At 69.6% G+C, this 26,331-nt stretch carries 22 protein-coding genes; 15 read left to right on the plus strand and 7 right to left on the minus strand.

The genetic code is table 11. The annotated features are described in order from the left end of the window. Positions 1-139 precede the first annotated feature (139 nt). Entirely contained in the window at positions 140-1,141 is a 1,002-nt protein-coding gene (locus AB0M59_RS52170; protein WP_364631464.1) for a LacI family DNA-binding transcriptional regulator, read from the minus strand. 154 nt (positions 1,142-1,295) lie between these two features. Here AB0M59_RS52170 and AB0M59_RS52175 point away from each other — a divergent pair, with 154 nt between their 5' ends. From AB0M59_RS52175 to AB0M59_RS52210, 8 genes are all read left to right on the plus strand, one after another. Beyond that, positions 1,296-2,375 (plus strand): ABC transporter substrate-binding protein, encoded by a 1,080-nt coding sequence (locus tag AB0M59_RS52175; RefSeq protein WP_364631466.1) that lies wholly within the window; start codon positions 1,296-1,298, stop codon positions 2,373-2,375. Continuing rightward, positions 2,372-3,928, plus strand: a complete 1,557-nt coding sequence (locus AB0M59_RS52180) for a sugar ABC transporter ATP-binding protein (RefSeq protein WP_364631468.1) — start codon at positions 2,372-2,374, stop codon at positions 3,926-3,928. The genes AB0M59_RS52175 and AB0M59_RS52180 overlap by 4 nt, the downstream gene beginning before the upstream one ends. Further along, positions 3,921-4,883, plus strand: a complete 963-nt coding sequence (locus tag AB0M59_RS52185) for an ABC transporter permease (RefSeq protein WP_364631471.1) — start codon at positions 3,921-3,923, stop codon at positions 4,881-4,883. The genes AB0M59_RS52180 and AB0M59_RS52185 overlap by 8 nt, the downstream gene beginning before the upstream one ends. After that, a complete protein-coding gene (locus tag AB0M59_RS52190) occupies positions 4,880-5,854 on the plus strand; it encodes an ABC transporter permease (RefSeq protein ID WP_364631474.1) in 975 nt (324 codons plus the stop codon). The genes AB0M59_RS52185 and AB0M59_RS52190 overlap by 4 nt, the downstream gene beginning before the upstream one ends. A gap of 31 nt (positions 5,855-5,885) precedes the next feature. After that, a complete protein-coding gene (locus tag AB0M59_RS52195; protein ID WP_364631477.1) occupies positions 5,886-8,384 on the plus strand; it encodes a LamG-like jellyroll fold domain-containing protein in 2,499 nt (832 codons plus the stop codon). Between the two features lie 129 nt (positions 8,385-8,513). After that, positions 8,514-10,844, plus strand: coding sequence for a DNRLRE domain-containing protein (locus AB0M59_RS52200; protein ID WP_364631480.1), 2,331 nt, complete (start codon positions 8,514-8,516; stop codon positions 10,842-10,844). Between the two features lie 34 nt (positions 10,845-10,878). Further along, positions 10,879-11,277 carry a carboxymuconolactone decarboxylase family protein gene (locus AB0M59_RS52205; RefSeq protein ID WP_364631483.1) on the plus strand — a complete coding sequence of 133 codons (399 nt, stop codon included), beginning with the start codon at positions 10,879-10,881 and terminating at the stop codon, positions 11,275-11,277. Then, positions 11,274-11,936, plus strand: coding sequence for an epimerase (locus AB0M59_RS52210; protein ID WP_364631486.1), 663 nt, complete (start codon positions 11,274-11,276; stop codon positions 11,934-11,936). The genes AB0M59_RS52205 and AB0M59_RS52210 overlap by 4 nt, the downstream gene beginning before the upstream one ends. On the opposite strand, the gene AB0M59_RS52215 is transcribed toward AB0M59_RS52210, so the two are convergent. Genes AB0M59_RS52215 through AB0M59_RS52225 form a run of 3 tightly spaced genes read right to left on the minus strand, consistent with a single transcriptional unit; the run spans position 11,896 to position 14,385 of the window. Continuing rightward, complete coding sequence (locus AB0M59_RS52215) at positions 11,896-12,552, minus strand: TetR family transcriptional regulator (RefSeq protein ID WP_364631489.1); 657 nt, start codon at positions 12,550-12,552, stop codon at positions 11,896-11,898. The two genes, AB0M59_RS52210 and AB0M59_RS52215, sit on opposite strands and share 41 nt — an antisense overlap. A 19-nt stretch (positions 12,553-12,571) precedes the next feature. Beyond that, positions 12,572-12,988 (minus strand): PGPGW domain-containing protein, encoded by a 417-nt coding sequence (locus tag AB0M59_RS52220; RefSeq protein WP_364631492.1) that lies wholly within the window; start codon positions 12,986-12,988, stop codon positions 12,572-12,574. After that, positions 12,955-14,385, minus strand: a complete 1,431-nt coding sequence (locus AB0M59_RS52225) for a serine hydrolase domain-containing protein (protein WP_364631495.1) — start codon at positions 14,383-14,385, stop codon at positions 12,955-12,957. The genes AB0M59_RS52220 and AB0M59_RS52225 overlap by 34 nt, the downstream gene beginning before the upstream one ends. Before the next feature lie 132 nt (positions 14,386-14,517). On the opposite strand from AB0M59_RS52225, the gene AB0M59_RS52230 reads away from it, so the two are divergent. The 4 genes from AB0M59_RS52230 (at position 14,518) to AB0M59_RS52245 (ending at position 17,307) form a co-directional block, all read left to right on the plus strand. Then, positions 14,518-14,853 carry a metalloregulator ArsR/SmtB family transcription factor gene (locus tag AB0M59_RS52230; RefSeq protein WP_364631498.1) on the plus strand — a complete coding sequence of 112 codons (336 nt, stop codon included), beginning with the start codon at positions 14,518-14,520 and terminating at the stop codon, positions 14,851-14,853. Next, the gene (locus tag AB0M59_RS52235; RefSeq protein ID WP_364631501.1) at positions 14,850-15,308 is read left to right on the plus strand and encodes an SRPBCC family protein; all 459 of its coding nucleotides are present in this window, start codon (positions 14,850-14,852) and stop codon (positions 15,306-15,308) included. The genes AB0M59_RS52230 and AB0M59_RS52235 overlap by 4 nt, the downstream gene beginning before the upstream one ends. 1 nt (position 15,309) lies before the next feature. Further along, positions 15,310-15,915, plus strand: a complete 606-nt coding sequence (locus AB0M59_RS52240; protein WP_364631504.1) for a dihydrofolate reductase family protein — start codon at positions 15,310-15,312, stop codon at positions 15,913-15,915. A gap of 162 nt (positions 15,916-16,077) precedes the next feature. Continuing rightward, the gene (locus tag AB0M59_RS52245) at positions 16,078-17,307 is read left to right on the plus strand and encodes a DUF222 domain-containing protein (protein ID WP_364631507.1); all 1,230 of its coding nucleotides are present in this window, start codon (positions 16,078-16,080) and stop codon (positions 17,305-17,307) included. A gap of 662 nt (positions 17,308-17,969) precedes the next feature. On the opposite strand, the gene AB0M59_RS52250 is transcribed toward AB0M59_RS52245, so the two are convergent. From AB0M59_RS52250 to AB0M59_RS52260, 3 genes are read right to left on the minus strand one after another with little or no spacing between them, the layout of a single operon-like run. Next, positions 17,970-18,404 carry a VOC family protein gene (locus tag AB0M59_RS52250; protein WP_364631510.1) on the minus strand — a complete coding sequence of 145 codons (435 nt, stop codon included), beginning with the start codon at positions 18,402-18,404 and terminating at the stop codon, positions 17,970-17,972. 33 nt (positions 18,405-18,437) lie between these two features. Continuing rightward, positions 18,438-19,037 (minus strand): CE1759 family FMN reductase, encoded by a 600-nt coding sequence (locus AB0M59_RS52255; RefSeq protein WP_364631513.1) that lies wholly within the window; start codon positions 19,035-19,037, stop codon positions 18,438-18,440. Continuing rightward, positions 19,034-20,134 (minus strand): LLM class flavin-dependent oxidoreductase, encoded by a 1,101-nt coding sequence (locus AB0M59_RS52260; RefSeq protein ID WP_364631516.1) that lies wholly within the window; start codon positions 20,132-20,134, stop codon positions 19,034-19,036. Before AB0M59_RS52260 ends, AB0M59_RS52255 begins: the two co-directional genes overlap by 4 nt. 107 nt (positions 20,135-20,241) lie before the next feature. Between AB0M59_RS52260 and AB0M59_RS52265 the strand changes: the two genes are divergently transcribed. The 3 genes from AB0M59_RS52265 to AB0M59_RS52275 all read left to right on the plus strand — a co-directional run bounded on the left by AB0M59_RS52265 (position 20,242) and on the right by AB0M59_RS52275 (position 26,265). After that, complete coding sequence (locus AB0M59_RS52265) at positions 20,242-21,567, plus strand: hypothetical protein (protein WP_364631519.1); 1,326 nt, start codon at positions 20,242-20,244, stop codon at positions 21,565-21,567. A 135-nt stretch (positions 21,568-21,702) separates the two neighbouring features. After that, entirely contained in the window at positions 21,703-23,754 is a 2,052-nt protein-coding gene (locus AB0M59_RS52270) for a DNA topoisomerase IV subunit B (RefSeq protein WP_364631521.1), read from the plus strand. Positions 23,755-23,781: 27 nt separating this feature from the next. After that, the gene (locus AB0M59_RS52275) at positions 23,782-26,265 is read left to right on the plus strand and encodes a DNA topoisomerase IV subunit A (protein ID WP_364631524.1); all 2,484 of its coding nucleotides are present in this window, start codon (positions 23,782-23,784) and stop codon (positions 26,263-26,265) included. Positions 26,266-26,331 lie beyond the last annotated feature (66 nt).

Below are 26,331 nucleotides of genomic sequence, written 5' to 3' on the forward strand. Positions count from 1 at the left end.
CCAGCACGATCACGCACGCCCACCACCCACCACAAGATCAACAACCCGGCCTCAAGATCACCACAAAACACATCGGTGGATCCAGGTCGGAGGTCCTGAATGACTCATTCAGGACACGCCAGTCCGGGCGCCTGGAACCTCAGCGGCCCTTGGTGCTCTCCCGGATCTCCAGCGCGAACGGCGTCTGGATGTCCTGCGCCGGTGAAGTCTTGTCCCCCGTGATGCGCCGGTGCACCAGGTCGATCGCCGCCTCCGCCAACGCCGTCTTGTCCGGGGCGATCGTCGTCAGCGCCGGCAACGAGAACGCGCTCTCTTCGTTGTTGTCGAACCCCACGATCGCCACGTCCTCCGGGACCCGCAGCCCCAGCTCCGCCACCGCCCGCAGCGCGCCGATCGCCAGCAGGTCGTTGAAGCAGAACACCGCGTCCGGCGGGGAATCCGAAGCCAGCAACGACCGCATCGCCGCCGCACCGACCGATCGGTGCCACTTCTCCGCGGGCGCCACGAGCGCGTCCGAATAGGACAGTCCAGCCAAGAACAAAGCCTCGCGATACCCGGCCAGCCGCAGCGACGACGTCCCGCGAGCGGGATTGCGCCCGATCGCCGCGATCCGCGTCCGCCCCAACGACGCCAGATGGGACACCGCGGTCTGCGCCGCCAGGACGTTGTCGATCGCCACGTGATCGATCGGCACGTCCACCGCGTGCTCGCCCAGCATCACCAGCGGGATCTCCCCCGGCGACGGAAAATCCGCCGCCTCCAGCGCCTCCGGGTGTACCAGCGCGCCGTCCACGAGGTGCGGCCCCAGCGAGAACAGCGTCTCGCGCTCCCGGGAGCGGGTCCCCTGGGTCTGCTCGATCAGGACGCTCCAGCCGCGCTTCTGCGCCGCCGTGATGACCAGGCCCGCCAGCTCGCCGAAGTACGGGATCGACAGCTCCGGCACCATCAGCGCCAGGAACCCCGTCCGGCCGCGACGCAGGTTGCGCGCGCCCACGTTGGGCCGGTAGCCGGTCGCCGCCAGGGCTTCCTCGACCCGCCGGCGGTTCTCCGGCTTGACGAACGCGTAGCCGTTCACCACGTTCGACACCGTCTTCACCGACACTCCGGCGAGCGTGGCGACGTCCTTGAGCGTCACGGTCACGGGCGGCTCCTTCTCAGGTGGTGAGCACGCAGCATAGCGATAATTTGCCGGTTTACAACGTTGTTCCAACGATGTAAAAAGTACCTCAAGGCTCCCGCGGTGACTCCGATCACCCCGGTGAGCGGGCCCCACCGTCGCTGCCCGAGGAGTCACCGTGCCGCTGTCCACCCGTCCCCGCCTGGTCCTGGTCACCGCGGCCGCCGCCGCGCTCACCCTCACCTCCTGCACCAGCCGGGAAGAGACCCCCGCCGCGCCCTCCAGCGGCGGCGGACCGGCCGCGTCCGCGCAGTCCGTCGCCCCCAGCGCCGACGGCTGCACCATCGACAAGACCGGTTACCCCAAGGTCGACCTGAAGACCGCGATCGTCGGTTTCTCACAGTCCGAAAAGGAAGCCAACCCCTTCCGGACCACCGAGACCCAGTCCATCCGCGACGAAGCCGCCAAGCTCGGCATCGCGAGCGACAAGCTGCTCGTCACCAACGCCCAGAGCGATTTGAACAAGCAGATCAGCGACATCAAGTCGATGCTCGACCGAGGTGCCCAGCTGCTCGTCGTCGCGCCGCTGAACTCCGACGGCCTCCAGCCCGCGCTCGACGCGGCGAAGGCCAAGAAGGTCCCGGTCGTCACCATCGACCGCAAGGTGACCTCACAGCCGTGCACCGACTACCTGACCTTCATCGGCTCGAACTTCGTCGAGCAGGGCAAGCGCGCGGCGCAGGAGATGGCGCGCATCACCGGCGGCACCGGCAAGGTCGCGATCCTGCTCGGCTCGTCCGGCAACAACGTGACCACCGACCGCACCAAGGGCTTCAAGGACGAGCTCGCCAAGACGGCCGGGCTGTCCGTGGTCGCCGAGCAGACCGGCGAGTTCGACCGCTCCAAGGGCCAGGCCGTGATGGAGCAGCTCATCCAGAGCCACCCCGACATCACCGCCGTGTACGCGGAGAACGACGAGATGGGCGTCGGCGCGGTCAACGCGCTGAAGACCGCCGGCAAGACGCCGGGCAAGGACGTCAAGATCGTCTCGGTCGACGGCACCCGCAACGCCGTGCAGCTCATCGTCGACGGCAGCTACAACGCCGTGATCGAGTCCAACCCGCGCTTCGGCCCGCTGGCCTTCCAGACGCTGCAGAAGTTCGAGAACGGCGAGGCGATCCCGGCGAGCATCGTCATCACCGACGACCAGTACGACGAGACCAACGCGGCCCAGAAGGTCGGGAACTCGTACAAGTGACGGCAACCACCGAAGAGGACGTCGCCATGACGACCGCACCGGTGCTCGAGGTGGCCGGGGTGACCAAGCGGTTCCCCGGCACCCTCGCGCTCGACGACGTCAGCTTCACGCTGCGGCCGGGCGAGGTGCACGCGCTCGTCGGCGAGAACGGCGCCGGCAAGTCCACGCTCATCAAGGTGCTCACCGGCGTCTACCAGCCCGACGAGGGCGAGGTGCGCCACCTCGGCGAGCCGGTGACGTTCAAGCGGCCGATCGACGCGCAGCGGGCCGGGATCTCCACGATCTACCAGGAGGTCAACCTCGTCCCGCTGATGAGCATCGCCGGCAACGTCTTCCTCGGCCGCGAGCCGCGCACGAAGGCCGGCCTCGTCGACTGGTCCAAGATGTACGCCGACGCCCGTGAGCTGCTCAAGGGCTACGGCATCGACGACGACGTCAAGCGCCCGCTGCACTCCCTGGGCGTCGGCGCGCAGCAGATGGTCGCCCTCGCCCGCGCGGTCTCGACCGACGCCAAGGTCGTCATCATGGACGAACCGACGTCGTCGCTCGAGCCGCGCGAGGTCGAGACGCTCTTCGAGGTGCTGAACCGCCTGCACGCCGAAGGCATCGCGATCATCTACGTGAGCCACCGCATGGACGAGCTGTACCGGGTCTGCGAGAGCGTCACCGTGCTGCGCGACGGCCGGGTCGTCCACAGTGGACCACTGGCCACCCTGCCGCGCATCGAGCTCGTGTCCAAGATGCTCGGCCGGGAGATCAAGCAGATCCGCGAAGAGGGCGTCACGGCGTTCGGCGAGGAACACGACGTCGACCGTGAACCGCTGCTCAAGGCGGAGAACCTGGCCGGCATGCGGAAGCTGCACGACGTCTCGGTGAGCATCCGGCCCGGCGAGGTCGTCGGCCTCGCCGGCCTGCTCGGCTCCGGCCGCAGCGAGACCGCGCGGGCCATCGTCGGGGCGTTCCCCCTCGACGGCGGATCCGTGCTGCTCGCCGGGAAACCGCTGAAGAGGGGCAAGATCAAGGCCGCCATGCGGGCCGGGATCGCGCTGCTGGCCGAGGACCGCAAGACCGACGGGATCATCCCGAACCTGTCCGTGCGCGAGAACATCGTGCTGGCCGCGCTGCCGTCGCTTTCGCCGTTCGGCCTGGTCAGCAAGTCCAAGCAGGACAAGATCGTCAAGATCTTCATGGACCGCCTGCGGATCAAGGCGTCCAGTCCGGAGCAGAAGGTGTCCGAGCTGTCGGGCGGCAACCAGCAGAAGGTGCTGCTCGCCCGCTGGCTCGCCACCGGACCGAAGATCCTGCTGCTCGACGAGCCCACGCGCGGCATCGACGTCGGCGCCAAGGCCGAGGTCCAGGCACTGATCGACGAACTCGCGAGGGAAGGGCTCGGCGTGCTGCTCATCTCGTCCGAACTGGAAGAGCTGATCGACGGCTCCGACCGCGTGGTCGTGCTGCGCGACGGCTCGGTCGTCGGCGAGCTGACCGGCGACCGCATCACCGAGGAGAACGTCCTGACCGCGATCGCAGCCGAGGCTGACAACGATGTCTAGCGCCACCCTGACGAAAACCCCGGACCGCGCGAAAGTCACGGCGTGGCTGCAGAACTACGGCGTCTACCTGGCCGTCGTCGTACTGCTGCTGTTCAACGTCGTGTTCACCGAGAACTTCCTGTCCGCGGCCAACTTCCGCACCCAGCTGGTGCAGGCGGCGCCGGTCTGCATCGTCGCGCTCGGCATGGCGCTGGTGATCGGCACCGAGGGCATCGACCTGTCGGTCGGCTCGGTGATGTCGATCTCCGCCGCGCTCATCCCGCTCTACCTCGGCGCGGGCCCGCTGACGGCGATCATCGTCGCCGTCATCGCGGGCGTGCTATCCGGCCTGTTCAGCGGATACCTGGTGGCGTACCTGGGGATCCAGCCGATCATCGCGACGCTCGCGTTGCTGGTCGGCGGGCGCGGGCTGGCCCTGGTCATCGCCCACGGCCAGCTCGTCCAGCTGCACAACCAGGAGTTCCTGGAGCTGGGCACCGGCGACCTGCTCGGCGTGCCGATCATGGTCATCGTCGCGGGTGTGCTCGCGGTGCTGGCCGGCCTGGTCGTGCAGCGCACGACGTTCGGCAGGCACCTGGTCGCGGTCGGCGGCAACCGCGCCGCGAGCACCCTGGCCGGGCTGCCGGTGAAGCGCGTGCTCGTCAGCGTCTACGTCATCTCCGGGGCGCTGGCCGCGGTGGCCGGCGTGCTGGCGACGTCACGGCTGGCCGCCAGCGACCCGAGCGACGTCGGCCTGCTCATGGAGCTGTCCGCGATCACCGCGGTCGTCGTCGGCGGCACCCCGCTGACCGGCGGCCGGGTCCGCGTGCTCGGCACCGTGTTCGGCGCGCTGCTCATGCAGCTCGTCCAGGCCACCTTGATCAAGCACAACCTGCCGGACTCCACCGCGCAGATGGTCCAGGCGGCGATCATCGTCGTCGCCGTCTACGTCGCCCGTGAGCGGAGCAGCAAATGACCGCGACCCAGACCCAGGCCCGCAACGCGGCCTTCGCCGGGGTTTTGCAACGCCAGGGCGCGGCCGTCGTGCTCGTTCTCGGCCTCGCCGCGTCGTGGTTCGCGTTCCCGCACTTCGGCACCGCGGACAACCTGCGCAGCCTCGTGCTGCAGGGGTCGTTCCTCGCGGTGATCGCGCTCGGCATGACGTTCGTGATCATCTCCGGCGGCATCGACCTTTCGGTCGGCTCGAACTACGCGCTCGGTGGCGTCCTCGCCGCGTACGGCGCGCAGTACGGGTTCGTCGTCGCGATCCTGTTGCCGCTGGCCGTGTGTTCGCTGATCGGCTTCATCAACGGCGTGCTCATCGCGCGCACCGGGATGGCGCCGTTCATCGTGACGCTGGCGTCGCTGCTGTTCGCCCGGGGTCTGTTGCTGGCGCTGACGTCCGAAGGCTCGACGACGTACAAGGTGGACCCCGGCTCGGCGTTCCTCTGGCTCGGCCAGGGCACGATCTTCGGCATCGGCGTCCCGGTGTACCTGGCGCTCATCCTGTTCGCGCTCGGCGGGCTGCTCCTGCGCCGCACCCGGTTCGGCCAGTCCGTGTTCGCCATCGGCGGCGCCGAGCAGTCCGCGCTGCTCATGGGTCTTCCGGTAGCGCGTACCAAGATCAGCCTCTACACGCTCAGCGGCGCGCTGGCCGGGTTCGCCGGCGTCCTCACCGCCGCGTACCTGCAGTCCGGCGTCACGGTGATCGGCGTCGGCACCGAGCTCGACGCGATCTCCGTCGTCGTCATCGGCGGCACGCTGCTCACCGGCGGCGCCGGGACGATCATCGGCACCCTCGTCGGCGTGCTGCTGCGCACGCTGATCCAGAACGTCATCAACCAGATCGGCACCCTCGACTCCAACTACCAGACGGTGGTGAGCGGGGCCTTCCTGCTCGTCGTCGTGGTGATCCAGCGCCTGCTGGCGCGTTCCCGAACCCGCTGAGCTCCTTTCCCCCCACCAGGAGGTCTCAACGATGTTCCGCCCTGCCCGAAAATCCCGGAGATGGCTGACCGCCGCCGCGGCGTTCGCCGTCGCGGTCGCCGGTCTCGGCACCGCACCCGCCGCGAGCGCCGCCGACGCGCCACAGTGGCAACGGCTCACCCCGCCGCTGTCCACGCCGTGGACGAAGGACGTCTCGCCCACCAACGCCCTCCCCGACTACCCGCGCCCGCAGCTGACCCGCGACAAGTGGCAGAACCTCAACGGTGTCTGGGAGTTCGCCAAGGCGACCCCGGGTGAGGCCGCCCCGATCGGCAAGACGCTCGGCGAGCGCATCCTCGTGCCGTACCCGGTCGAGTCCGCGCTGTCCGGCATCATGCGCCACGAGACGAACATGTGGTACCGCCGCTCGTTCGAGGTCCCCAAGAACTGGCAGATCGGCAAGGGACAGCGGCTGCAGCTGCACTTCCAGGCCGTCGACTACGACGCCACGGTCATCGTCAACGGCAAGACCGTGTCGCGCCACACCGGCGGCTACGACGCGTTCTCCGTCGACGTGACCGACGCGCTGACCACGGCCAAGACCCAGGAGCTCGTCGTCGGCGTCGCCGACCCGAACGACCAGGGCGGGCAGCCGATCGGCAAGCAGCGCCAGCCCGGCGACGGCATCTTCTACACGCCGTCCTCCGGCATCTGGCAGACCGTCTGGATGGAGCCGGTCGCCACCGCGCACATCGACCGGCTCGACGTCACCCCGGACGTCGCTTCCGGCTCGGTCACGGTGAACGCCCTGGTCGGCGGGCCGGTGAAGCAGCGCGTCGAGGCGATCGCCTACGACCACGGCCGCCCGGTCGGGCGGGTCAGCGGCGACGCGAACAAGCCGTTGAAGCTCAAGGTGGACCGGCCGCACTTGTGGTCGCCGGACGACCCGTTCCTGTACGACCTGCGCGTGAAACTGTCCACAGGGGACGAAGTGGGTTCGTACTTCGGCATCCGGTCGATCAGCGTCGGCAAGACCGCCGACGGCAAGCAGCGGATGCTGCTCAACGGCAAGTTCGTCATGCAGGTCGGCCCGCTCGACCAGGGCTTCTGGCCGGACGGCATCTACACCGCGCCGACCGACGCGGCGTTGAAGTTCGACCTGCAGCAGGAGAAGGCGCTCGGCTTCAACATGGTGCGCAAGCACATCAAGGTCGAGCCGGATCGCTGGTACTACTACGCCGACAAGCTGGGCCTGATGGTCTGGCAGGACATGCCGGCGATGAAGGACGACGTCGAGCCGTCCGCGGCCTCGCGCGTCAACTACGAGTCCGAGATGAAGCGGATGATCGACCAGCACCGCAGCTTCCCGTCGATCGTCACGTGGGTGCCGTTCAACGAGGGCTGGGGCGACTACGAGGTCGGCCGGATCGCCGACGAGGTCAAGTCGTGGGACCCGTCGCGGCTGGTGAACGCCGAATCCGGCGTCAACTGCTGTAGGTCCGAACCGGACAGCGGTAAGGGTGACATCTACGACGACCACACCTACACCGGGCCGGGCACGCCGATGCAGACCGGCACGCGCGCGGCGGTCGACGGCGAGTACGGCGGCCTCGGTCTCAAGGTCGCCGGGCACGAGTTCGACGCGGCGGGCAGCTTCGCCTACGAGATGGAGCCCGACAGCGCGACGCTGACCCGGCGCTACGGCGAGCTCCAGCAGCGCCTGCTGCTGGTCGCCCAGCGCTGCGGCGTCTCGGCCGGCGTCTACACGCAGACCACCGACGTCGAGAAGGAGGTCAACGGCTTCTTCACCTACGACCGGCAGGTGAAGAAGATGGACTTCGCGGCGGTCCGCGCGGCGAACCTGGCCGTCATCAAGGGCGCGACGGGTGCGCCCGTGACGTCCGGTCCTTCGGTGCCCGCGGGAACTCCGGGCATCGACGGCATCGCGGCGTACCCGTTCGACGAGAACACGGGCACGGTGGCCGCGGACGCCGTCGGCGACCACGACGCGACGCTCGTCGGCGGCGCGTCCTGGACCGAGGGCAACAGCGGTTCGGCGCTGGCGGTGAACGGGTCGGGCCAGTACGCCGACACGGGCGCGTCCCTGGTGAACACGGAAGGCAGCTACAGCGCGGCGGCGTGGGTGAAGTTCAACGCCGTCGGTGACGGCTTCCAGACCGTGGTGAGCCAGGACGGCGACAACACCAGCGCGTTCTTCCTGCAGTACTCCGGCCAGGACCACCGGCTGGCGATGAGCTTCGTGGGCACCCGGGCGCTGGCGCCCACCGCCCCGGAAGCGAACCGCTGGTACCACGTGGTGGGCGTCCGCGACGCGGCTTCGGGCACGTTGAAGCTCTATGTGGACGGACAACTGGCGGCCACGAAGAGCGTCTGCCTCGGCGACGCGTCGACGGGCCACACGGTGATCGGCCGCGGCAAGTACGGCGGCGGCCCGGTGGACTACCTCAACGGGGCGGTCGACCAGGTCCACGTCTACGACCGGGCGCTGTCCGACGCGGACGTGAGCGCGTTGTACTCCAGCGGTAAGTAGCCGTTTGTCCGGAATGGCCGCATCGGGAGCTTCCCGGTGCGGCCATTCCGCGTTTTCGGGCCGAAACTGTGTAACGCCAACGAAAAGACTGTCGATACGGGACTGAACCGAACTTCTGGGGGAGGCCCGATGGGCTCGAAGGTCCGGGCGGCGGCCGTTTGCGCCGCCGTCTCCACGCTGGTCGTCACCGGCACGGCCGTGCTCACCGCGGCACCCGCCGCCGCCTCGACGATCACCGAGATCACCGCCGGCTCATGGGCGTACGTCGACTCGGCCGCACCGCGCACCAGCTTTGCCGACCCGGGCGACCTCCCCGTGGGCGCGCACACCTACGCGAACGGCGTCAGCCACGTCTCGAAGTCCTACGTGACGTTCGACCTCTCGGCCCTGCGCGGGAACCGCCTCGAACGAGCGGGGATCTCCGTCGACGAGACCGCCGTCGCCGACTGCTCGTCGCCCCGGGCCACCGAGCTGTGGCTGACCGAGCCGGCCAAGAAGCCGACCTGGAACAACCAGCCGGCCGAACTGGTGAAGGCGGGCGGGCCGATCATCGACACCTCCTGCCCGGCCCGCGGGGTGTTCTGGAACGCCACCGCAGCGCTCCAGAGCGCGCTCGACGCCGGCCGCAAGACCGCGACCTTCGCCCTGCGGCTGCCGGACGACCAGCAGAACGACCCGAAGTTCGGACGCTCGTACAACCCGCACGCCACCCTCAGCATCAGCTACAACCGGGCGCCGTCGAAGCCGGCTCAGCTGACGGTGAACACCCACGCCTGCGCGGCCAAGCCGGTCGTCATCGGCCCCGGCTCGACCACCCTCGCCGCCGGCTTCACCGATCCGGACGGCGACTTCGGCCAGGTCGAGTGGGCGCTGTGGCCGGTCGACCACCCGGACCAGCGGACGACGTTCCACAACTCCTTCACCAACGGCGGCGGAGCCTCGGTGGTCCTCCCGGGCCCGCTCGCCGACGCGACCACGTACGCGTGGCAGGTTCGCGCGAGCGACAGCACCGACACCGGGCCGTGGAGCGCGGTCTGCAAGCTGACCACCGACCTCGTCGCGCCGGCCCAGCCGCCCGTGGTGACCTCGCCGGACTACTCCGACGTCGGCCTCGGCACCGGCGGGACCGGGGTGCCGGGTTCCTTCACCTTCGCCGCCAACGGGGTGCCGGACGTCGTCGGCTACTACTACGGGCTCCGGGGCTTCCCGCAGACGTACGTGGCGGCCGCGCGCAAGGGCGGCCCGGCCACGGTCTCCATCACCCCGGCGAGCGGCGGCCCGCAGATCCTGTCGGTCTGGAGCGTCGACCCGGCCGGCACCCAGTCCGGCCGCACCGACTACCGGTTCTGGGTCGCTGACAACGGCCCGTCGATGACCTGCGCCGCCCACGCCTACCTGGGCGAGACCCAGCAGTGCACCTTCGCCCCGCACGGCACCGACGGCGCGAGCGAGTACGTCTACGACATCGACGGCGGACAGTCGCTCACGGTGCCCGCGGGCCCGGACGGCACGGCGACGATCAGCGTCACGCCGACCGACTTCTTCCAGCCCTACGACCTGACCGTGCGGGCCCGGATGGCCAACGGCAACCTCTCGGGCCCGGGCGGCGGCCAGATCCCGGTCGATCGCGGGCTGCCCGTGGTCGACGTGCCCGCGGACACCATGGTCGGCCGGCCGGTCGTGTTCACCTTCCACGCCACGCTGCCCGGCTCGGTGTCCTTCACCTACGCCTGGGACTTCGGCGAGCCGGTGACCGTCCCGGCCGGACCGGACGGCACCGCGCGGGTGACGATCGTGCCGGACTCGGCGTACGGCCACTACCTGGACGTCAGCACGACCACCGGCGCCGGGATCGTCTCGGCCACCCAGGAGGTCCAGGTCGAGATCGGCTCGAACGAGCCCGTGGTGACGAGCGCCGAGTACCCGCGGAACGGGCCGGCCGGCTACGTCACGACGCCGGGCACGTTCACGTTCTCGCCGGCCCTGCCGGGCGTCGTCAGCTACACCTACACCTACCTGGGTTCGACGGTCACCGTGCCCGCCGGCGCGGACGGCACGGCGAGCGTGGTCCTGACCCCGCTGACGACCAACAGCCAGTACCTCCAGGTGACGAGCACGTTCGCCGACGGAACGGTGTCCGAAACGGCGTACTACTCGTTCATCGCGCGCTCGGCGGCCCCGCCGCTGACGTGCGACGCGACCGGTCCGCTGCAGCCCGGCCAGGTGGTCCACTGCACGCTGACCCCGGTGCAGCCGGGACTCGCGTCCTACGGCTACGTCGTCGGCAACGGCCCGGAGGTGTCCCTGGCGCCGGGTCCCGACGGCACCGGCGCCTTCGAGTTCACCGCGCCCGCCCAGGGATTCCTCTCGCTGCACGCGTGGAGCGTCAACGCGGCCGGGCTGCGCACGGACTCCTCGTACACCAGTTACGGCGTGGCCACGGCCGCGCGGGCGGTTTGACCTGGAGCCCGCTCCAGCCGCTACCGTCGCCGACATGACCGAAGATCGCTTCGAACGCGGCCACCAGGCCTTGATCGACCTCAATGGCGAAGAGACGGCCCAGCGCGTGCTCGACGGCCTCGCCGACATCTCGCCGAAGCTGGCCGACAGCCTCGTCTCGTGGGGCTTCGGCGAGATCTACACGCGGCCGCAGCTCGTGCCGCGCGACCGGCAGCTCGTCACGCTCGGCATGCTGACCGCGCTCGGCGGGTGCGAGCCGCAGCTGGAGGTGCACGTCAACGCGTCGCTCAACGCCGGGCTCACCCCGGCGGAGATCGTGGAGGCGCTGCTGCAGTCGGCCGCCTACTGCGGGTTCCCGCGAGCGCTGAACGCGACCGCCGTGGCCAAGAAGGTCTTCGGCGAGCGGGGGCTGCTGCCGGTGGCCGGCGCATGAGGGCCGTGCTGTTCGGCGCGACCGGCATGGTCGGGCAGGGCCTCCTGCGAGAGTGCCTGCTCGACGAGCGGGTCGAGGCCGTGCTCGCGGTCGGCAGGTCCGCCGTCGGCGAAACGCACCCGAAGCTGACCGAACGCATCGAGAAGGACCTGTTCGCGCTCGAGCCGATCACCGGGTACGACGTGTGCTTCTTCTGCCTCGGCGTCTCGGTCGGCATGGCGCCGGAGGAGTACGAGCGGATCACCTACCAGCTGACTCTTTCGGTGGCCGGGAAACTGCCTGCCGACACCACTTTCGTGTACGTCTCGGGCGCCGGCAGCGACAGCACCGAACGCGGCCGCGTGCGCTGGGCGCGCGTCAAGGGCGCCACGGAGAACGCGCTGGCGAAGCTGCCGCTGCGGACGTTCTCCGTGCGTCCCGGCTACATCCAGCCGCTGCACGGGATCACGTCGAAGACCACGCTGTACCGGACGCTCTACCGCGTCGCGATGCCGCTGTACCCGGTGCTGCGGCGGCTGTTCCCCCGCTCCGTGACGACCAACCGGGAGCTCGGCCTGGCGATGCTGGAAGTCGCCGAGAACGGCTACGAGAAGCCGGTGCTCGAGAACACCGACATCGTCACCGCCGCCGCGCGACGAGCCCGGCCAGCAGGTTTGTGAGCCCTTCGGCCAGCCCGGCCGCGAACGACGGCGCCCCGCCCAGCTCGGCCGTGGCCGCCGCGACGGCGTCGGTCGGGTTGGCGTACGGCCACGCCCCCGACACGAGGATCACCACGCCGAGCGCGAACTGCCGGGCGCCGTCGGCCGACAGCTCCGGAACCCGCGTCCGGACCAGCGCGCCGAGCCGCTCGGTGCTGGCCGCCGCGCGGCCCTTGAAGCTGCGGGCGAACTCCGGCGAGATGTTGCGTTCCAGCACCGGCGCCATCGCGCTGATCAGCTCGCACAGCGACCGCCGCTCGGCGAGCGTCGCGGCGATCTTCCCCGCGACACGCTCTTCGCGCGCGTAGCCGGGATCCGCCGGCGCCGGGTCGCCGAGCGCGAGGGCGTCCAGCCACGCCGACCACTCGGTGTCGAGGACTTCGAGGAAGATCGCCTCACGGCTGTCGAAGTAGCGGAGCACATTGGACTTCGCGAGCCCGACGTGGCAGGCCAGCTCCCGCAGGCTGATGTCGGCGACCGGGCGCTCGGCCAGCAGTTCCCGCGCGGCGGCGAGGATCGCGGTGCGGCGCGCCTCGATCTGCTCGGGCCGCCGGGCTCGCTGGAATCCGGCGCTCATGGCGCCGACAGTATCGTCCTCAGCTGTGGTGGGCGGCCTCCCGGCGCGTCTTGACCCGCCGGTAGCTCCAGATGAGCAGCGCGAAGAGGATCGCCGACGAGAGGATCAGGCTCGACCCGGTGCTCCAGCCGCTGAACGGCAGCGACTTCACCGTGCCCCAGACGATCCCCGCGGCCAGCAGCGCCAGCCCGGCCAGCACTGAGCCGGCGATCCGCAGCGGCGAGGACACGCTGTCCTCGGCCGCCTTCATCGCGCGGTCGCGCACCGGGTCGACGTACCGCTCGAGCGCCGGGAACTCCGACGCGAGCACCAAGAGCCCGGCGAGCACGAGCAGCAGGCCCGGGCCGGGCAGGACGAGCAGCAGCACCCCGACCACCAGCAGGACGCCGCCCGCCACCACGATCAGGATCCGCTTCGCCTGTTTACCGATGCCCACTGGGCGTCTCCCCTCGTTTCGCCCGATTCTTCCTGGTTGTGGCCTCGCGTGCCACCCACGAGCGCCGTGGCCCGGGCCGCGGCCACGGTCAAGCCCGCCAGCGCCACCACGCCGAGCACGACCACGAGCCCGGGCCAGACGTAGAGCACTTGGCCGTAGGTACCCCGTCTTCCGGCGAATACCACCCCGAGCAGCTGAGGCAGGAACGCGAGCGGGACGAGCGGCAGCAACGGCGGCACGATCCGCCACCAGCGGAGTTTCCGCCGGGCCCGCCGGACGCCCACCACGGCGAGCCCCACGGCGATCAGCGCCAGTGCGGCGAGCACCCGGTCCGCGATCACGCCGGCGGGCAGCACGGGCTCCGGCGAGCCGCCCTGGACCAGCGTGACCAGGCCTTGGGCCAGCGATTCGGCGTCGTTGTCCAGGGCGAGGCCGGTGTCGGCCAGCACCGCGATGCCGTAGCCGTCCGGCAGCAGGATCTGCGCGGCGGTGTGGGTGAACCACTCGCCGTTGTGGGAGAGCTGACCCGGCTGCCACGCCGCCCAGCCCAGCGCGTAGTCGCGGCCGGGCGCGGGGGTGTGCGCCAGCCGGACCGACTCCGGGGACAGCACGCCACCGCCGTTCCGCTGCGCGATCAGCCAGCGCGTCAGATCGGCTGCGGTACTCAGGACGCCGTGGCTGCCACCGGTGAACCAGTCCGGCTCGCCCACCGGGACCTCGAACCCGAAGGCCCGGACGTACCCGGTGGTCCCGGCCGGCGGCTCGTCCACAGTGGTGCTGGACGCCATCCCGAGCGGCGCGAACAACCGCGTCCGGAGGTAGTCCGCGAACGGCTGCCCGGCCACGACCTCGACGATCCGAGCGGCCACTTCGTAGTTCGGGTTGTGGTAGTGGAATTCTGTCCCGGGCTCGCTCGCCAAGCTCGCGTCACGCAAGCGCTCGACGGCTTCGGTGAGGGTGTGCGGCTGCGGCAGCCGCAGGTCGGGGAACGCGGAGTCGGCCATCCCGGACGTCTGGTCCAGCAGCATCCGGACGGTGATCCGCGCGCCGCGCGGGTCGGCGAGCCGGAAGCCGGGCAGGTAGCGCGTCACGGGCTCGTCGAGCGTGATCCGGCCCGCTTCGGCAAGCTGCAGCACCGCGAAGGCCGTCATGGACTTGCTCAGCGACGCGATCGGCAGCCGGGTCGACGCGGTGACGGGCGTGCCCGCGGCGTCGTGGCCGAAGCCCGCGACGCGGACGACGTCGCCGCCGTGCGTGATGGCGACCGCGGCGCCGGGCAGGCCCGTGTGGTCGAGGTAGGCGCGGACGTAGCCGTCGATGTCGGGCTTTTCGGCGGCGGTGGCCGGGGTCGCAGTGCCGAGAAAGAGCACCGCGAGCACGAGGAAGAGCCTGGTCATGGGGGTCAACGTAGGTACCGGGCGAGGTCGCGGGCCGCTGCCGGACGGCGTCGGTCACCCCCGACTTTCGGCAGGTCTTGACAGGGGACTTATAGTCAACACATTGGTTGATAAACAGATTGGTTGATAAAGATGACGGTTGACGAGGAGGCGCTGAACCGGGCGTTCACCGCCCTCGGCGACCCGGTCCGCCGGGCACTGGTCGCGCGGCTGTCCCGCGGCGAAGCGACGGTCAACGAGCTGGCCGAACCCTTCGCGATCACGAAACAGGCGGTGTCCCGGCACATCCAGGTACTGGAGCAGGCCGGCTTGATCACGCGGACCCGCGACGGGCAGCGCCGGCCGTGCCACCTGGTGCCGTCCGCCCTCGAAGCCCTCACCAGCTGGATCGACGCGTACCGGCTGGCCACCGAACGCAGCTACCGGCGGCTCGACGCCGTCCTGGAGACCCTGGAGGAAACGCCATGAGCACCACGATTACCGCACAGCCCGGAACGCCGTTCATCGAGATCACCCGCGAGTTCGCGGCCCCGCCGTCGGCGGTGTTCCGCGCCTATACCGACCCGGAGCTGATCGTGCGCTGGCTGGGCCCGCACGGCATGAAGATGGAGATCGTCGAGCTCGACGCCCGATCGGGGGGCGCCTACGACTACATCCACCGCGACGACCGCGGCGAGTACCACTTCCGCGGCGTCTACCACACGGTGAGTCCCGACCGGATCATCCAGACGTTCGAGTTCCTGGGCGCGCCCGGCGAAGTCACGCTCGACTCGATGGTGCTGACCGACCTCGGCGGCCGCACGCGCATGGTGACACACTCGGTGTTCCCGTCGATCGAGGCGCGCGACAAGGCGCTGGACAGCGGGATGAGCCGCGGGATGACGGAGTCGTACGAGCGGCTCGACAAGGTCCTGGAGGACTGAGATGGCCGGGGTCGTCGCGAGCTTCTGCATGTCACTGGACGGGTTCGTCGCGCGGCCCGACGATTCGGTCGGGCCACTGTTCGACTGGTACACCTCGGGCGACGTCGAGGTGCCGATGGTCGGCTACCCGATGACGTTCCGCGTCTCACCTTCCAGCGCGGACTACTTGCGGTCCTTTTTGGACAGCGTTCGTCATGGCGCGTTCGTCTGCGGGCGGCGGGTCTTCGACTACACCCATGGGTGGGGCGGTAATCCGCCTGGTGGGGGTGCCGCTTTCGTTGTCACGCACCGGCCTCCGCCTTCGGACTGGCCTGCTTCTCATCTGGCGCCGTTCACCTTCGTCTCCTCTGTTGCTTCCGCTGTGGAGCAGGCCAAGGCTGCTGGGGATGGGACTGTTGGTGTCTCCGGGCCGGATATCGCTCGGCAGTGCTTGGAGCTTGGGCTTCTCGATGAAGTTCGGATCGATCTTGTTCCCGTCCTTCTTGGCTCCGGTGTTCGGTACTTCTCTTCTTTTGATGCTCCTCGTGCCTCGCTGGAGCAGGTTGAGGTTGTTGTCGGGGCTGGGGTTACTCACCTGCGTTATCGGGTTCGGTACTCGGAGTTCTAAAGATGCGGCTTCGCCGGGGCGTAGGAAATCGGCGCTTCGTGTTGTTGCCTTCCGCTCGGTGCGGGAGCGCCGATTCCCCACGCAACGATGCCCCTGCCGCGTCTGCCGTGTTCCACCTGATCGAGTGATGACCAGGCGTTCGACCACCGGTAATCTTGGTGTGTGGACAGCGAAGCAGTGTGGAAAGCGGATGCGGTGGCCCTGGCCGACCGCATCTCCACCCTGCTCGCCGTCGCGCGGTCCGCTGAGGCTGAGATCGGTTCGCTGCTGGCGGAAATCGAGTCCCGCGGTGTCATGGAACTCTTCGGCTACCGCTCCGTCGCACGGTTATTCGAGCACCTCGCTGACGTCCCCAAATCCGCCGCCGAGACCGTGGTCAAACGAGCCCGAGCCCTCACCCCCGGTCACACCCTCGACGGCACCCCGATCCCTGCTGTCGCTCCCGCCACCGGCGCCGCCGCGTTGGACGGCCGGTTGAGCACCCCAATGATCGACACCATCGTCGGCGTCATGACCCAAGTCCCGCCCGAACACCGCGACGACGCCGAGCGGCACCTGCTGACCTTCGCTTCCGCGGCCGGACACAAGCAGGTCGCCGCTCTTGGTGCCCGAATCCTGGCGCACCTGGACCCCGACGGCGCCGAACCCGACTCCGCTGAACCGGCCACCCCCAGCCGCGAACTGTCGTTGCGCCGCAAAAGAACCGGGATCTGGGAACTGAACGGCCGTTTCGACGACGAAACCGGCACCCGAGCCAGCGCCCTGCTGGACTCTCTCGCGCAACGCCGCACCACCGACGAGGGCCCGGACTTGCGTTCCCCGCAGGAGCGTTACGGCGACGCCTTCTCCGACGCGATCGACCTCGCGTTGAACTCGCCAGAGTTGCCGATGCAGGCCGGCGAACGAGCCCACGTCATGATCGCAGTCTCCCTGGACGACCTGAAGTCCGGCGTCGGCCGGGCCATCCTCGGCGACCTCGGCACCATGTCCGCGGCCGAAGCCCGGATCCACGCCTGCGATTGCAAGCTCATCCCCGCAGTACTGGGAACAAAAAGCGAACCTCTCGACCTGGGTCACCAGCGCCGCTTGATCTCCACCCCGCTGCGCCACGCGCTGTACCTACGCGACCGAGGCTGCGCCTTCCCCGGCTGCCACCGCCCACCCCGCCACTGCCAAGGCCACCACATCCGCCACTGGACCGACGGCGGCCCCACAGAACTAGGCAACCTGGTCCTGATGTGCGCCCACCACCACCGGCTACTGCACCGTTCCGGCTGGCAAGTCCGCATCGCCACCGACGGCCTCCCCGAATTCCTACCGCCGGTGTTCCTGGACAAACGCCGAAAACCCAGGCGCAACAACCTGCACCAACCACTGCCGTTCGCGGCGTAGACAATCGAACACGGGAAAGGCCCGCAGCCAACCGGCTACGGGCCTACCCCCACGCCCCAAGCAATCCACAACCGGCAACGGACGATCGCAGCTCCACCCCAGCCACAATCGGCCACCGGCCACCGGCCACCGCAACACCAGCCCCAGCCCCAGCCCGCCCACCGGCCGGCCGGCACCCGAAACTCCGCCACCCACAAGCCGCTACCTGCGGACCGCATACCCAAACCCCAGCCACCGGCGGACCGCTACCCGAGACTCCAACCGATCGACAACCGGCCACCGGCAGACCGCAACCCCGGTCCGTCCACAACTCGCACATGCGCCCAGCCGCTCCCGCCTCACGGCCCGCGACATTCACCACCGACACAAGCGCGCAGCACTCCGGACCCCCAGACCACCCGGAACGTCCTCCCGCTAAGCAGCAGCTCCCGCCTCCACCTCAGATGCGCCCAAGCAATCCGCGGCCCCGCTGCCAGCCATCAGCTCCTGGTCAGCGCCCACGTCCGACCGCATCCGCATCCCCACCGACGGTGACGCCCCCGGACCGCCCGCAGCAGCGCCGAGCCCGCCCCCCGGCCACCCACGCCAGCAGCAGAGGCAGTCCCGCTCTCTGCCCCGCGCCACCAGGCAACAACTCCGGGCAGCAGCCGCGCCCTCAACCCTCAGTCCAGGCAGAACTCATTGCCCTCAACGTCCTGCATCGAAATGCAAGACTCGTTGTACCCATCAGCACGCAACACCTGCACAACCACCGCACCCAGCTCAACCAACCGCGCAGACTCCGCCTCAAGCGCAGCCAGCCGCTCGTCGCCCACGAGACCCGTGCCGGCACGCACGTCGACGTGCACCCGGTTCTTCACGACCTTGCCCTCCGGCACTCGCTGGAAGAACAGCCGTGGCCCCACACCCGCAGGATCACCGCAGGCGAACGCCGCGCCCTGACGCTCCGGCGGCAGCGAACGGTCGAAATCGCCCCAACTGGCGAACCCCGACGGGGGCGGCGGCACCACGTACCCCAGCACCTCGCACCAGAACCGGGCGACCCGCTCGGGTTCCGCGCAGTCGAACGTGATTTGGACCTGCCTGACCGACGCCATCAGCCCACCATAGTTGCGCCGGGCAAGCCATTATCACTCCCCCGCGCCCGCCAGCAGCTCGGCGAAGGGAATGAACGGCTCCTCGGCCACAGCGGGCCGTCCGGCGGCGAGCGAAGCCAGCTCCGCCCCCGCCTTCTCGATCCGCCTCTGCAGCGCGCCCTCTCCGCTCCCCCAATCCGACGAAGCCGCGTACACCCCCGTCGCGACCGGGTTCGCCTTCAAGTACGCGAACAACGGCCGCAGCTGGTAGTCCACTACCAGTGAATGCCGCTCGGTTCCGCCGGTCGCACCCAGCAGCACCGGCTTGCCCACCAGCGAGTCCGCGTCCAGCACGTCGAAGAACGACTTGAACAGACCGCTGTACCCGGCCGTGAACACCGGTGTCACCACGATCACCGCGTCCGCGTCGACCACTGTGGAGAGCGCCGCGCGCAACGCCGGGCTCGGGAAGCCCGTCAGCAGGTTCTTCGTCACGTCCAGCGCGACGTCCCGCAGCTCGACCACCGAAACCGACGCCGGCGACGAAGAAGACGACGACGACCACGCCGCAACCGTGGCCGCCGCCAGGCGATCCGCCAGCAGCCGGCTGGACGACGGGACCGACAGCCCCGCCGTCACCACCGCGAGCTTCATGCCGACACCTCTTCCGAAGCCGTAGTAGAAGCCGTAGCCAAAAGCGACGCGTGCGTCGGAGCGTCCGGCACGTGCGCCGGCCGAAGAGCGTCCAGCTCCTTGCGCAACACCGGCACCACCTCCGAGCCCAGCAGGTCCAGCTGCTCCAGCACCGTCTTCAGCGGCAGCCCCGCGTGGTCCATCAGGAACAGCTGACGCTGGTAATCACCGAACTGCTCGCGGAACGTCAGCGTCTTGTCGATGACCTCCTGCGGGCTCCCCACGGTCAACGGCGTCTGGTCGGTGAACTCCTCCAGCGTCGGGCCGTGGCCGTACACCGGCGCGTTGTCGAAGTACGGGCGGAACTCGTTCCACGCATCCTGGGACTTGGGCCGGATGAACGCCTGGCCACCCAAGCCGACGATCGCCTGGTCGGCCGTCCCGTGGCCGTAGTGCTCGAAGCGCTGGCGATAAAACGCGATCAGCTGCTGGAAGTGCGAGGTCGGCCAGAAGATGTGGTTGGCGAAGAAGCCGTCACCGTAGAACGCCGCCTGCTCGGCGATCTCCGGGCTGCGGATCGACCCGTGCCACACGAACGGCGGCACACCGTCCAAGGGGCGCGGCGTGGCCGTGAAGCCCTGCAGCGGCGTGCGGAACTTGCCGGACCAGTCGACGACGTCCTCGCGCCACAGGCGGCGCAGCAGTGCGTACTTCTCGATGGCCAGCGGGATGCCCTGGCGGATGTCCTCGCCGAACCACGGGTACACCGGGCCGGTGTTGCCGCGGCCCATCATGAGGTCGACGCGGCCGTCGGCCAGGTGCTGCAGCATCGCGAAGTCCTCGGCGATCTTCACCGGGTCGTTCGTGGTGATCAGCGTCGTCGACGTCGAGAGGATGATCTTGGACGTCTGCGCCGCGATGTGCCCCAGCATCGTCGTGGGCGACGACGGCACGAACGGCGGGTTGTGGTGCTCGCCGGTCGCGAAGACGTCGAGACCGACCTCCTCCGCCTTCAGCGCGATCCGGACCATCGCCTTGATCCGCTCGTGCTCCGTCGGGGTGGTGCCGTTGGTGGGATCGGTCGTGACGTCGCCCACCGTGAAGATTCCGAACTGCATGACCTGCTCCCTTCGCGAGCACCATCTTACATGCGTGTTCAACTACTTCCAAGCAAGAGATATTCCGGCCGTCAATGCCGTAGGGGGCACCAAGTAAGGTCATGGACATGGACGCGGAGCTCGGTCGGCTGGGTCTGGCAGAACGTTCGGTACGACTTCTCACGGGCCGCGACATCTGGGGATCGATCACCCCACTGCTCGCGCCTCGCCGGAACCTGGTGGCGGCCTTCGGCCACGTCGGTCCCGGCGCGGCTGCCCTGTTGCCACTCGAACCCGGGGACACGGTGATCACGGACGCGAGCCTGGACACCGTGCTGTCCGGTGCGACGAGTCCGCACGCCCTCTTGCACTGGGTGAAGGCTGGCGTGATCGTGCACTCGCTGCGCGGGCTGAACGCGAAGCTGGTGATCGCCGAGGACGAACCGTCGTTCGTGGTGGTCGGCTCGGCCGACGTCACCGCCGCCGGCCCGCGGCAGCTGTTCGAGGCGGTGACGGTCTCCCACGAGAAGCACACCGTCGAGGAGGCCCAGGAGGCCTGGCTCGAGTGGTGCGACCTGGCGGGCCCCGCGCTGACGGCAGGTGACCTGGAGCCGCTCCTGGAGCAGTACGGCGCGGGCAAGCTGGTCACCACGCCGCGCCCCGCCACCCCCGCCCGCGCCATCCCGCCCGCCCGGCCCGTGGTCACGAGCCGCCCGGCGACGCCCGTCCGCCCCGCTGCCCCGGCACCCCCGCCGTCCCCGGTCCGGCCCGCCACTCCGGCGCCGTCCCCCGTCCGGCCCGCGGCACCCGTCCCGGTCGCCGAGGTCGCGCCCGCACCGGAACCCCCGGCCGAGACGCCGGAACCGGTTGCGGCACCGGCCGCCGTGGACGAGCCGGAAACCGACACGCCGGAGACCACGGAGACCGAGACCACGGAGACGCAGACCGACGTGCCGCGGCCCTCCTGGCCGCGCCCGGCCGAGCTGTACCTCGTCAGCCTCGTCGAGGGCGGCGAGCCCTCGGCCGAGGCCGAATACCGCCTCGAAGAGCTGACGCGCGAGTACACCCACCCCGGCGAAAACGGCGAACAGCCGTTCCGCGTCGAGCTGTTCTGGGCCGACGACGGCCAGGGCCAGGACCCGCCGCGCACGCTCCGCGCGGGCGTGCACGTGATCCGCGTCTACAGCCAGAAGCAGGGCCGCGCCCTGGTCGGGTCGCGGATCGAGGCACCCGGTCTCGTGCTTCAGGCGTACACCGACGAGTTCGCGTACCCGCGCCGCACGTACTGCTACATCCTGACCCGGGAGACGGCCTCGAGGCCGGCGTTCGGCGAGCTCCGCAAGGGCCTCGCGACGATCGGCGAAAAGCCGAACTTCCGGAACAGCTTCCAGGTCCCGCGGAAGATCGAAGCCCTGCTCGGCCTGTGGCCGGACCTGGGCTACGACCCCAAGTAGCGGGCGGCCCGCGCCACTCCGGAGCAGGGAGCGCGCGGAAGTTGTCGGGGGTGGCGGATATCCTGCAGTACGGTGCAGGCCGAGTCCGCACCACCACCAGCACTTTCGCGAGCCACGATCCGGGAGAACGACCCTGTGACTGCCGAGACCTTGTACGGGGCCGACGACCTCACCCATCTCGAGGGTCTCGAAGCCGTCCGCAAACGCCCCGGGATGTACATCGGCTCCACCGACAGCCGGGGCATCAACCACCTCTTCTCCGAGGTGGTGGACAACTCCACGGACGAGGGTGTCGCGGGCCACGCGACGAAGATCGTCGTCACGCTGCACGCCGACGGCAGCGTCCAGGTGGACGACGACGGCCGCGGCATCCCCACCGGCACCCACGCGAAGTCCGGTTTGTCCGGCGTGGAGCTGGTCCTGACGCGGCTGCACGCCGGCGGCAAGTTCGGCGGCTCCGGCTACAAGACCTCCGGCGGCCTGCACGGCGTCGGCGCCTCGGCGGTCAACGCGCTGTCGCACCGCTTCGACGTCACGGTGAAGCAGGACGGCAAGGTCCACCAGATGTCGTTCAAGCACGGCGTCCCCGGCACGTTCGACGCGCCCGGCCCGAAAGCCAAGTTCACCCGCCGGTCCGGGCTGAACCTCACCGGCAAGATGAAGCGCGGCGAACGCAGCGGCACGTCGATCCGCTACTGGTACGACTCTCGCTACTTCGAGTCCGGCGCGGCCCTGGACGTCGAGGGCGTGCGAGCGAAGCTGCGCAACACCGCGTTCCTCGTCCCGGGTGTCACGTACGTGCTGCGCACGGCGATCGAAGACACCATCAACGAAGAGACCTTCCACTTCCCGCACGGGCTCGTCGACATGGTCGACTTCCTCACCCCGTCGGGCGAAAAGCCGGTCTGCGGCACGCTCCTGATCACCGGCGAGGGCACGTACAAGGAGAACGCGGCGGACGCGGCGGGCGTCATGCAGTCCAATGTGGAGCGTCACGCTGAGATCGAGGTGGCGCTGCGCTGGGGCACCGGCTACGAGCGCACGGTCGAGTGCTTCACCAACACGATCCGCAACGTCCACGGCGGCACGCACCGCCGCGGCTTCGACCGCGCGATGGCGAAGGCGTTGCAGGACGCCATCTCCAAGACCCGCGGGCTGCTCAAGCCCAAGGAGGACATGCCGACGATCGAGGACGTCCTCGAGGGCATTACGGCGGTGGTGCACGTCCGGCTGCCGGAGCCGCAGTTCACGTCGCAGACGAAGGACGAGCTGTCCACCGCCGGCATCACCCGCGTCATCCAGGGCATCATCGACAAGCAGGTCAAGGCCTGGACCGAGGACCGCAAGACGAAGTCCGAGGCCAAGGTCGTGCTGCAGAAGGTGGTCGATGCCTCCCGCGTCCGGCTCACCCAGAAGCAGCAGAAGGACGCCGCCCGGCGCAAGACCGCGCTCGAGGGCGCGGCGATGCCGCCGAAGCTGGTCGACTGCCGCACCACCGGCGTCTCCCGCAGCGAGCTGTTCCTGGTCGAGGGTGACAGCGCGCTGGGGTCGGCGCGCATGGCGCGCGTGTCGGAGTACCAGGCGCTGCTGCCGCTGCGCGGCAAGATCCTGAACGTGCAGAAGGCATCCCTCGGCGACACGCTGAAGAACGCCGAGATCGCGTCGATCGTGCAGGTCCTGGGCGCGGGCACCGGCCGCACGTTCGACCTGACGACCATGCGCTACGGCCGCGTCATCCTGATGGCGGACGCGGACGTCGACGGCTCGCACATCCGGACCCTGCTGATCACGCTGTTCGCGAAGTACATGCGTCCGGTGATCGAGGACGGCCGGCTGTACGCGGCGATGCCGCCGCTGCACAAGCTCGTCACGAAGGGCCGCAACCCGGAGACGCACTTCACCTTCACGCAGCAGGAGATGGAGTCGAAGTTCGCCGAGCTGGAGCGGGCGGGCAAGAGCATCGTCACGCCGGTGCCGCGGTTCAAGGGCCTCGGCGAGATGGACGCCGACGAGCTGTGGGACACCACGATGAACCCGGCCAGCCGCTCGGTCCGCCGGATCACCATGGACGACGCCGAGGCCGCCGAGAGCGCGCTGGAGCTGCTGATGGGCGAGAAGGTCGAGCCCCGGCGGAACTGGCTGGTCGCCTCTTCGGACCGGATCGACCGCGACGCCATCGACGCTTAATTCTCATAGCTACCAAGGAGTTCTGCCGTGGCACGCCGCAAGGGCACCACCACCAAGGTCGATCCCAGCGCGTTCGACTCCGCCGGCGCGAACGTCTTCGACAACTCGCTGAAGACGGAGATCGAAGACTCGTACCTGGAGTACGCGTATTCGGTCATCCACTCGCGCGCCCTGCCGGACGCCCGGGACGGGTTGAAGCCGGTGCACCGCCGGATCCTGTACTCGATGAACGAGAACGGCTACCGCCCGACGCACGCGTACGTGAAGTCGTCGCGCGTGGTCGGCGACGTCATGGGCAAGTACCACCCGCACGGCGACGTCGCGATCTACGACGCGATGGTGCGGCTGGCGCAGGACTTCTCGCTGAACGTCCCGCTGATCGACGGCCACGGCAACTTCGGCTCGCCCGATGATGGCCCGGCCGCCTCGCGGTACACCGAAGCGCGCATGTCGCCCGAGGCGATGCAGCTGGTCGGCGAGCTCGGCGAAGACACCGTCGACTTCCGGCCGAACTACGACGGTTCGCTCGAAGAGCCGACAGTGCTGCCCGCGGCGTTCCCGAACCTGCTGGTCAACGGCACGTCCGGGATCGCGGTCGGGATGGCGACCAACATGATCCCGCACAACCTCGGCGAGGTCATCACCGCGGCGCGCTGGCTGATCACGCACCCGACCGCGACACTCGACAAGCTGATGGAGTTCGTGCCCGGCCCCGACCTCCCGACCGGCGGCAGCCTGCTCGGCCTCGACGAGGTCCGCCGCGCGTACGAGACCGGCCGCGGCGTGGTCCGGATGCGCGCGAACTGCGAGACCGGCCCCCTCGAAGGCAGCCGGGGGCGGCAGGCGATCACCGTCACCGAGCTGCCCTACGGCGTCGGCCCGGAGAAGGTGATCGAGAAGATCACCGACGAGGTCAACAAGTCCAAGCGGCTCACCGGCATCGCCGACGTCAAGGACCTCACCGACCGCGAGAACGGCACGCGGCTGGTCATCGAGTGCAAGGTCGGCGTCAACCCGCAGGCCCTGCTGGCGGATCTGTATCGGCTGACGCCGCTGGAGCAGTCATTCGGCATCAACAACCTGGTGCTCGTCGACGGCCAGCCGCAGACGCTGGGGCTCAAGGAGCTGCTGGAGGTCTTCCTCCGGCACCGCTACGAGGTCGTCACGCGGCGGACCAAGTACCGGCGCCGCAAGCGCGAAGAGCGGCTGCACCTGGTCGACGGCCTGCTGGTCGCGCTGCTGAACATCGACAAGGTGATCAAGCTCATCCGCGAGAGCGAGAACGCGCAGGCCGCCAAGGACGGCTTGATGACGCGTTTCAAGCTGTCGGAGATCCAGGCGACGTACATCCTCGACACCCCGCTGCGCCGGCTGACCAAGTACGACCGGCTCGAGCTGGAGTCGGAGCAGGACAGGCTGCGCGAGGAGATCGCGGAGCTGTCCAAGATCCTCGACGACGAGTCGGTGCTGAAGAAGCTCGTCTCGTCCGAGCTGGCGAAGATCGCGAAGGACTTCCCGACCGAGCGCCGCACGTCGCTGATCGACGGCGATCTCAAGGAGGTCCTGGCCGCGTCGAAGCCGTCCGGTCCCCTGGAGGTCACGGACGACCCGTGCCAGGTGATCCTGTCGGCGACCGGGCTGGTGGCGCGCACCGCGGCGGAGTCCGAGGAGTCGACGGAGACGCGCCGGCGCAACGGCCGCGTGAAGCACGACGCCGTGGCGGCGGTGGTCCACACGACCGCGCGCGGCCAGATCCTGCTGGTGACCAGCCGCGGCCGGGCGTTCAAGACGGACGTGCTGCCGTTGCCGGTGCTGCCGGAGCAGGCAGGCACGGTGTCGTTGCGCGGCGGCATGGCGGCTCGCGAGCTGGTGCCGCTGGAGAAGGGCGAGACGGTCGTCGGGATCGCGCCGCTCGGTGAGCAGGCGGCGGGTTCACCGGGCCTGGCGCTCGGCACCCGGGCCGGCGTGGTGAAGATCTGTTCGCCGGAGTGGCCGGTCCGCTCGGACGAGTTCGAAGTGATCTCGCTGAAGGACGGCGACGAGGTCGTCGGCGCGACGTGGCTGACGGACGGCTCGGAGACCCTGGCGTTCGTGACGTCGGAGGCGTCGCTGCTGAAATACTCGGCGTCGCTGGTCCGCCCGCAGGGCCTCAAGGGCGGTGGCATGGCGGGCATCAACGTGGGCGCGGGCGCGGCGGTGTTCTTCGCAGCGATCCGCACGGACGACGACGAGCACGGCGAGCCCCTGGTGATCACCTCGACGGGCGCGAGCGTGAAGGTGACCCCGTTCAGCGAGTACCCGGCCAAGGGCCGAGCGACGGCCGGCGTCCGGGCCCAGCGGTTCTTGAAGGGCGAGACGGCGCTCCGTGTCGCGTGGATCGGCCCGCGCCCGGCGGGTGCGGCGCGCAACGGAGACCCGGTGGAGCTCCCGGAGATCGACGTCCGCCGCGACGGGTCGGGTCACGCCCACCCGGGCCCGGACGTGGTAGGCCACCTCATCGAGCGCGACTGACGGTCGTGGGGGGGGGTGGGAGGTTTTAGAATATTTTGACCAATACGCGCCGCTCGTGGGGGCCGC

It is taken from the genome of Amycolatopsis sp. NPDC051371 (assembly GCF_040682155.1).
Lineage (GTDB): Bacteria > Actinomycetota > Actinomycetes > Mycobacteriales > Pseudonocardiaceae > Amycolatopsis.

Bases quoted from the DNA above. Each gene is read 5' to 3' on its own strand.
- AB0M59_RS52185 (WP_364631471.1), top strand. From the start codon at position 3,921: ATGTCTAGCGCCACCCTGACGAAAACCCCGGACCGCGCGAAAGTCACG.
- AB0M59_RS52190 (WP_364631474.1), top strand. From the start codon at position 4,880: ATGACCGCGACCCAGACCCAGGCCCGCAACGCGGCCTTCGCCGGGGTT.
- AB0M59_RS52195 (WP_364631477.1), top strand. From the start codon at position 5,886: ATGTTCCGCCCTGCCCGAAAATCCCGGAGATGGCTGACCGCCGCCGCG.
- AB0M59_RS52200 (WP_364631480.1), top strand. From the start codon at position 8,514: ATGGGCTCGAAGGTCCGGGCGGCGGCCGTTTGCGCCGCCGTCTCCACG.
- AB0M59_RS52205 (WP_364631483.1), top strand. From the start codon at position 10,879: ATGACCGAAGATCGCTTCGAACGCGGCCACCAGGCCTTGATCGACCTC.
- AB0M59_RS52210 (WP_364631486.1), top strand. From the start codon at position 11,274: ATGAGGGCCGTGCTGTTCGGCGCGACCGGCATGGTCGGGCAGGGCCTC.
- AB0M59_RS52215 (WP_364631489.1), bottom strand. From the start codon at position 12,552: ATGAGCGCCGGATTCCAGCGAGCCCGGCGGCCCGAGCAGATCGAGGCG.
- AB0M59_RS52225 (WP_364631495.1), bottom strand. From the start codon at position 14,385: ATGACCAGGCTCTTCCTCGTGCTCGCGGTGCTCTTTCTCGGCACTGCG.
- AB0M59_RS52230 (WP_364631498.1), top strand. From the start codon at position 14,518: ATGACGGTTGACGAGGAGGCGCTGAACCGGGCGTTCACCGCCCTCGGC.
- AB0M59_RS52235 (WP_364631501.1), top strand. From the start codon at position 14,850: ATGAGCACCACGATTACCGCACAGCCCGGAACGCCGTTCATCGAGATC.
- AB0M59_RS52240 (WP_364631504.1), top strand. From the start codon at position 15,310: ATGGCCGGGGTCGTCGCGAGCTTCTGCATGTCACTGGACGGGTTCGTC.
- AB0M59_RS52250 (WP_364631510.1), bottom strand. From the start codon at position 18,404: ATGGCGTCGGTCAGGCAGGTCCAAATCACGTTCGACTGCGCGGAACCC.
- AB0M59_RS52255 (WP_364631513.1), bottom strand. From the start codon at position 19,037: ATGAAGCTCGCGGTGGTGACGGCGGGGCTGTCGGTCCCGTCGTCCAGC.
- AB0M59_RS52260 (WP_364631516.1), bottom strand. From the start codon at position 20,134: ATGCAGTTCGGAATCTTCACGGTGGGCGACGTCACGACCGATCCCACC.
- AB0M59_RS52265 (WP_364631519.1), top strand. From the start codon at position 20,242: ATGGACGCGGAGCTCGGTCGGCTGGGTCTGGCAGAACGTTCGGTACGA.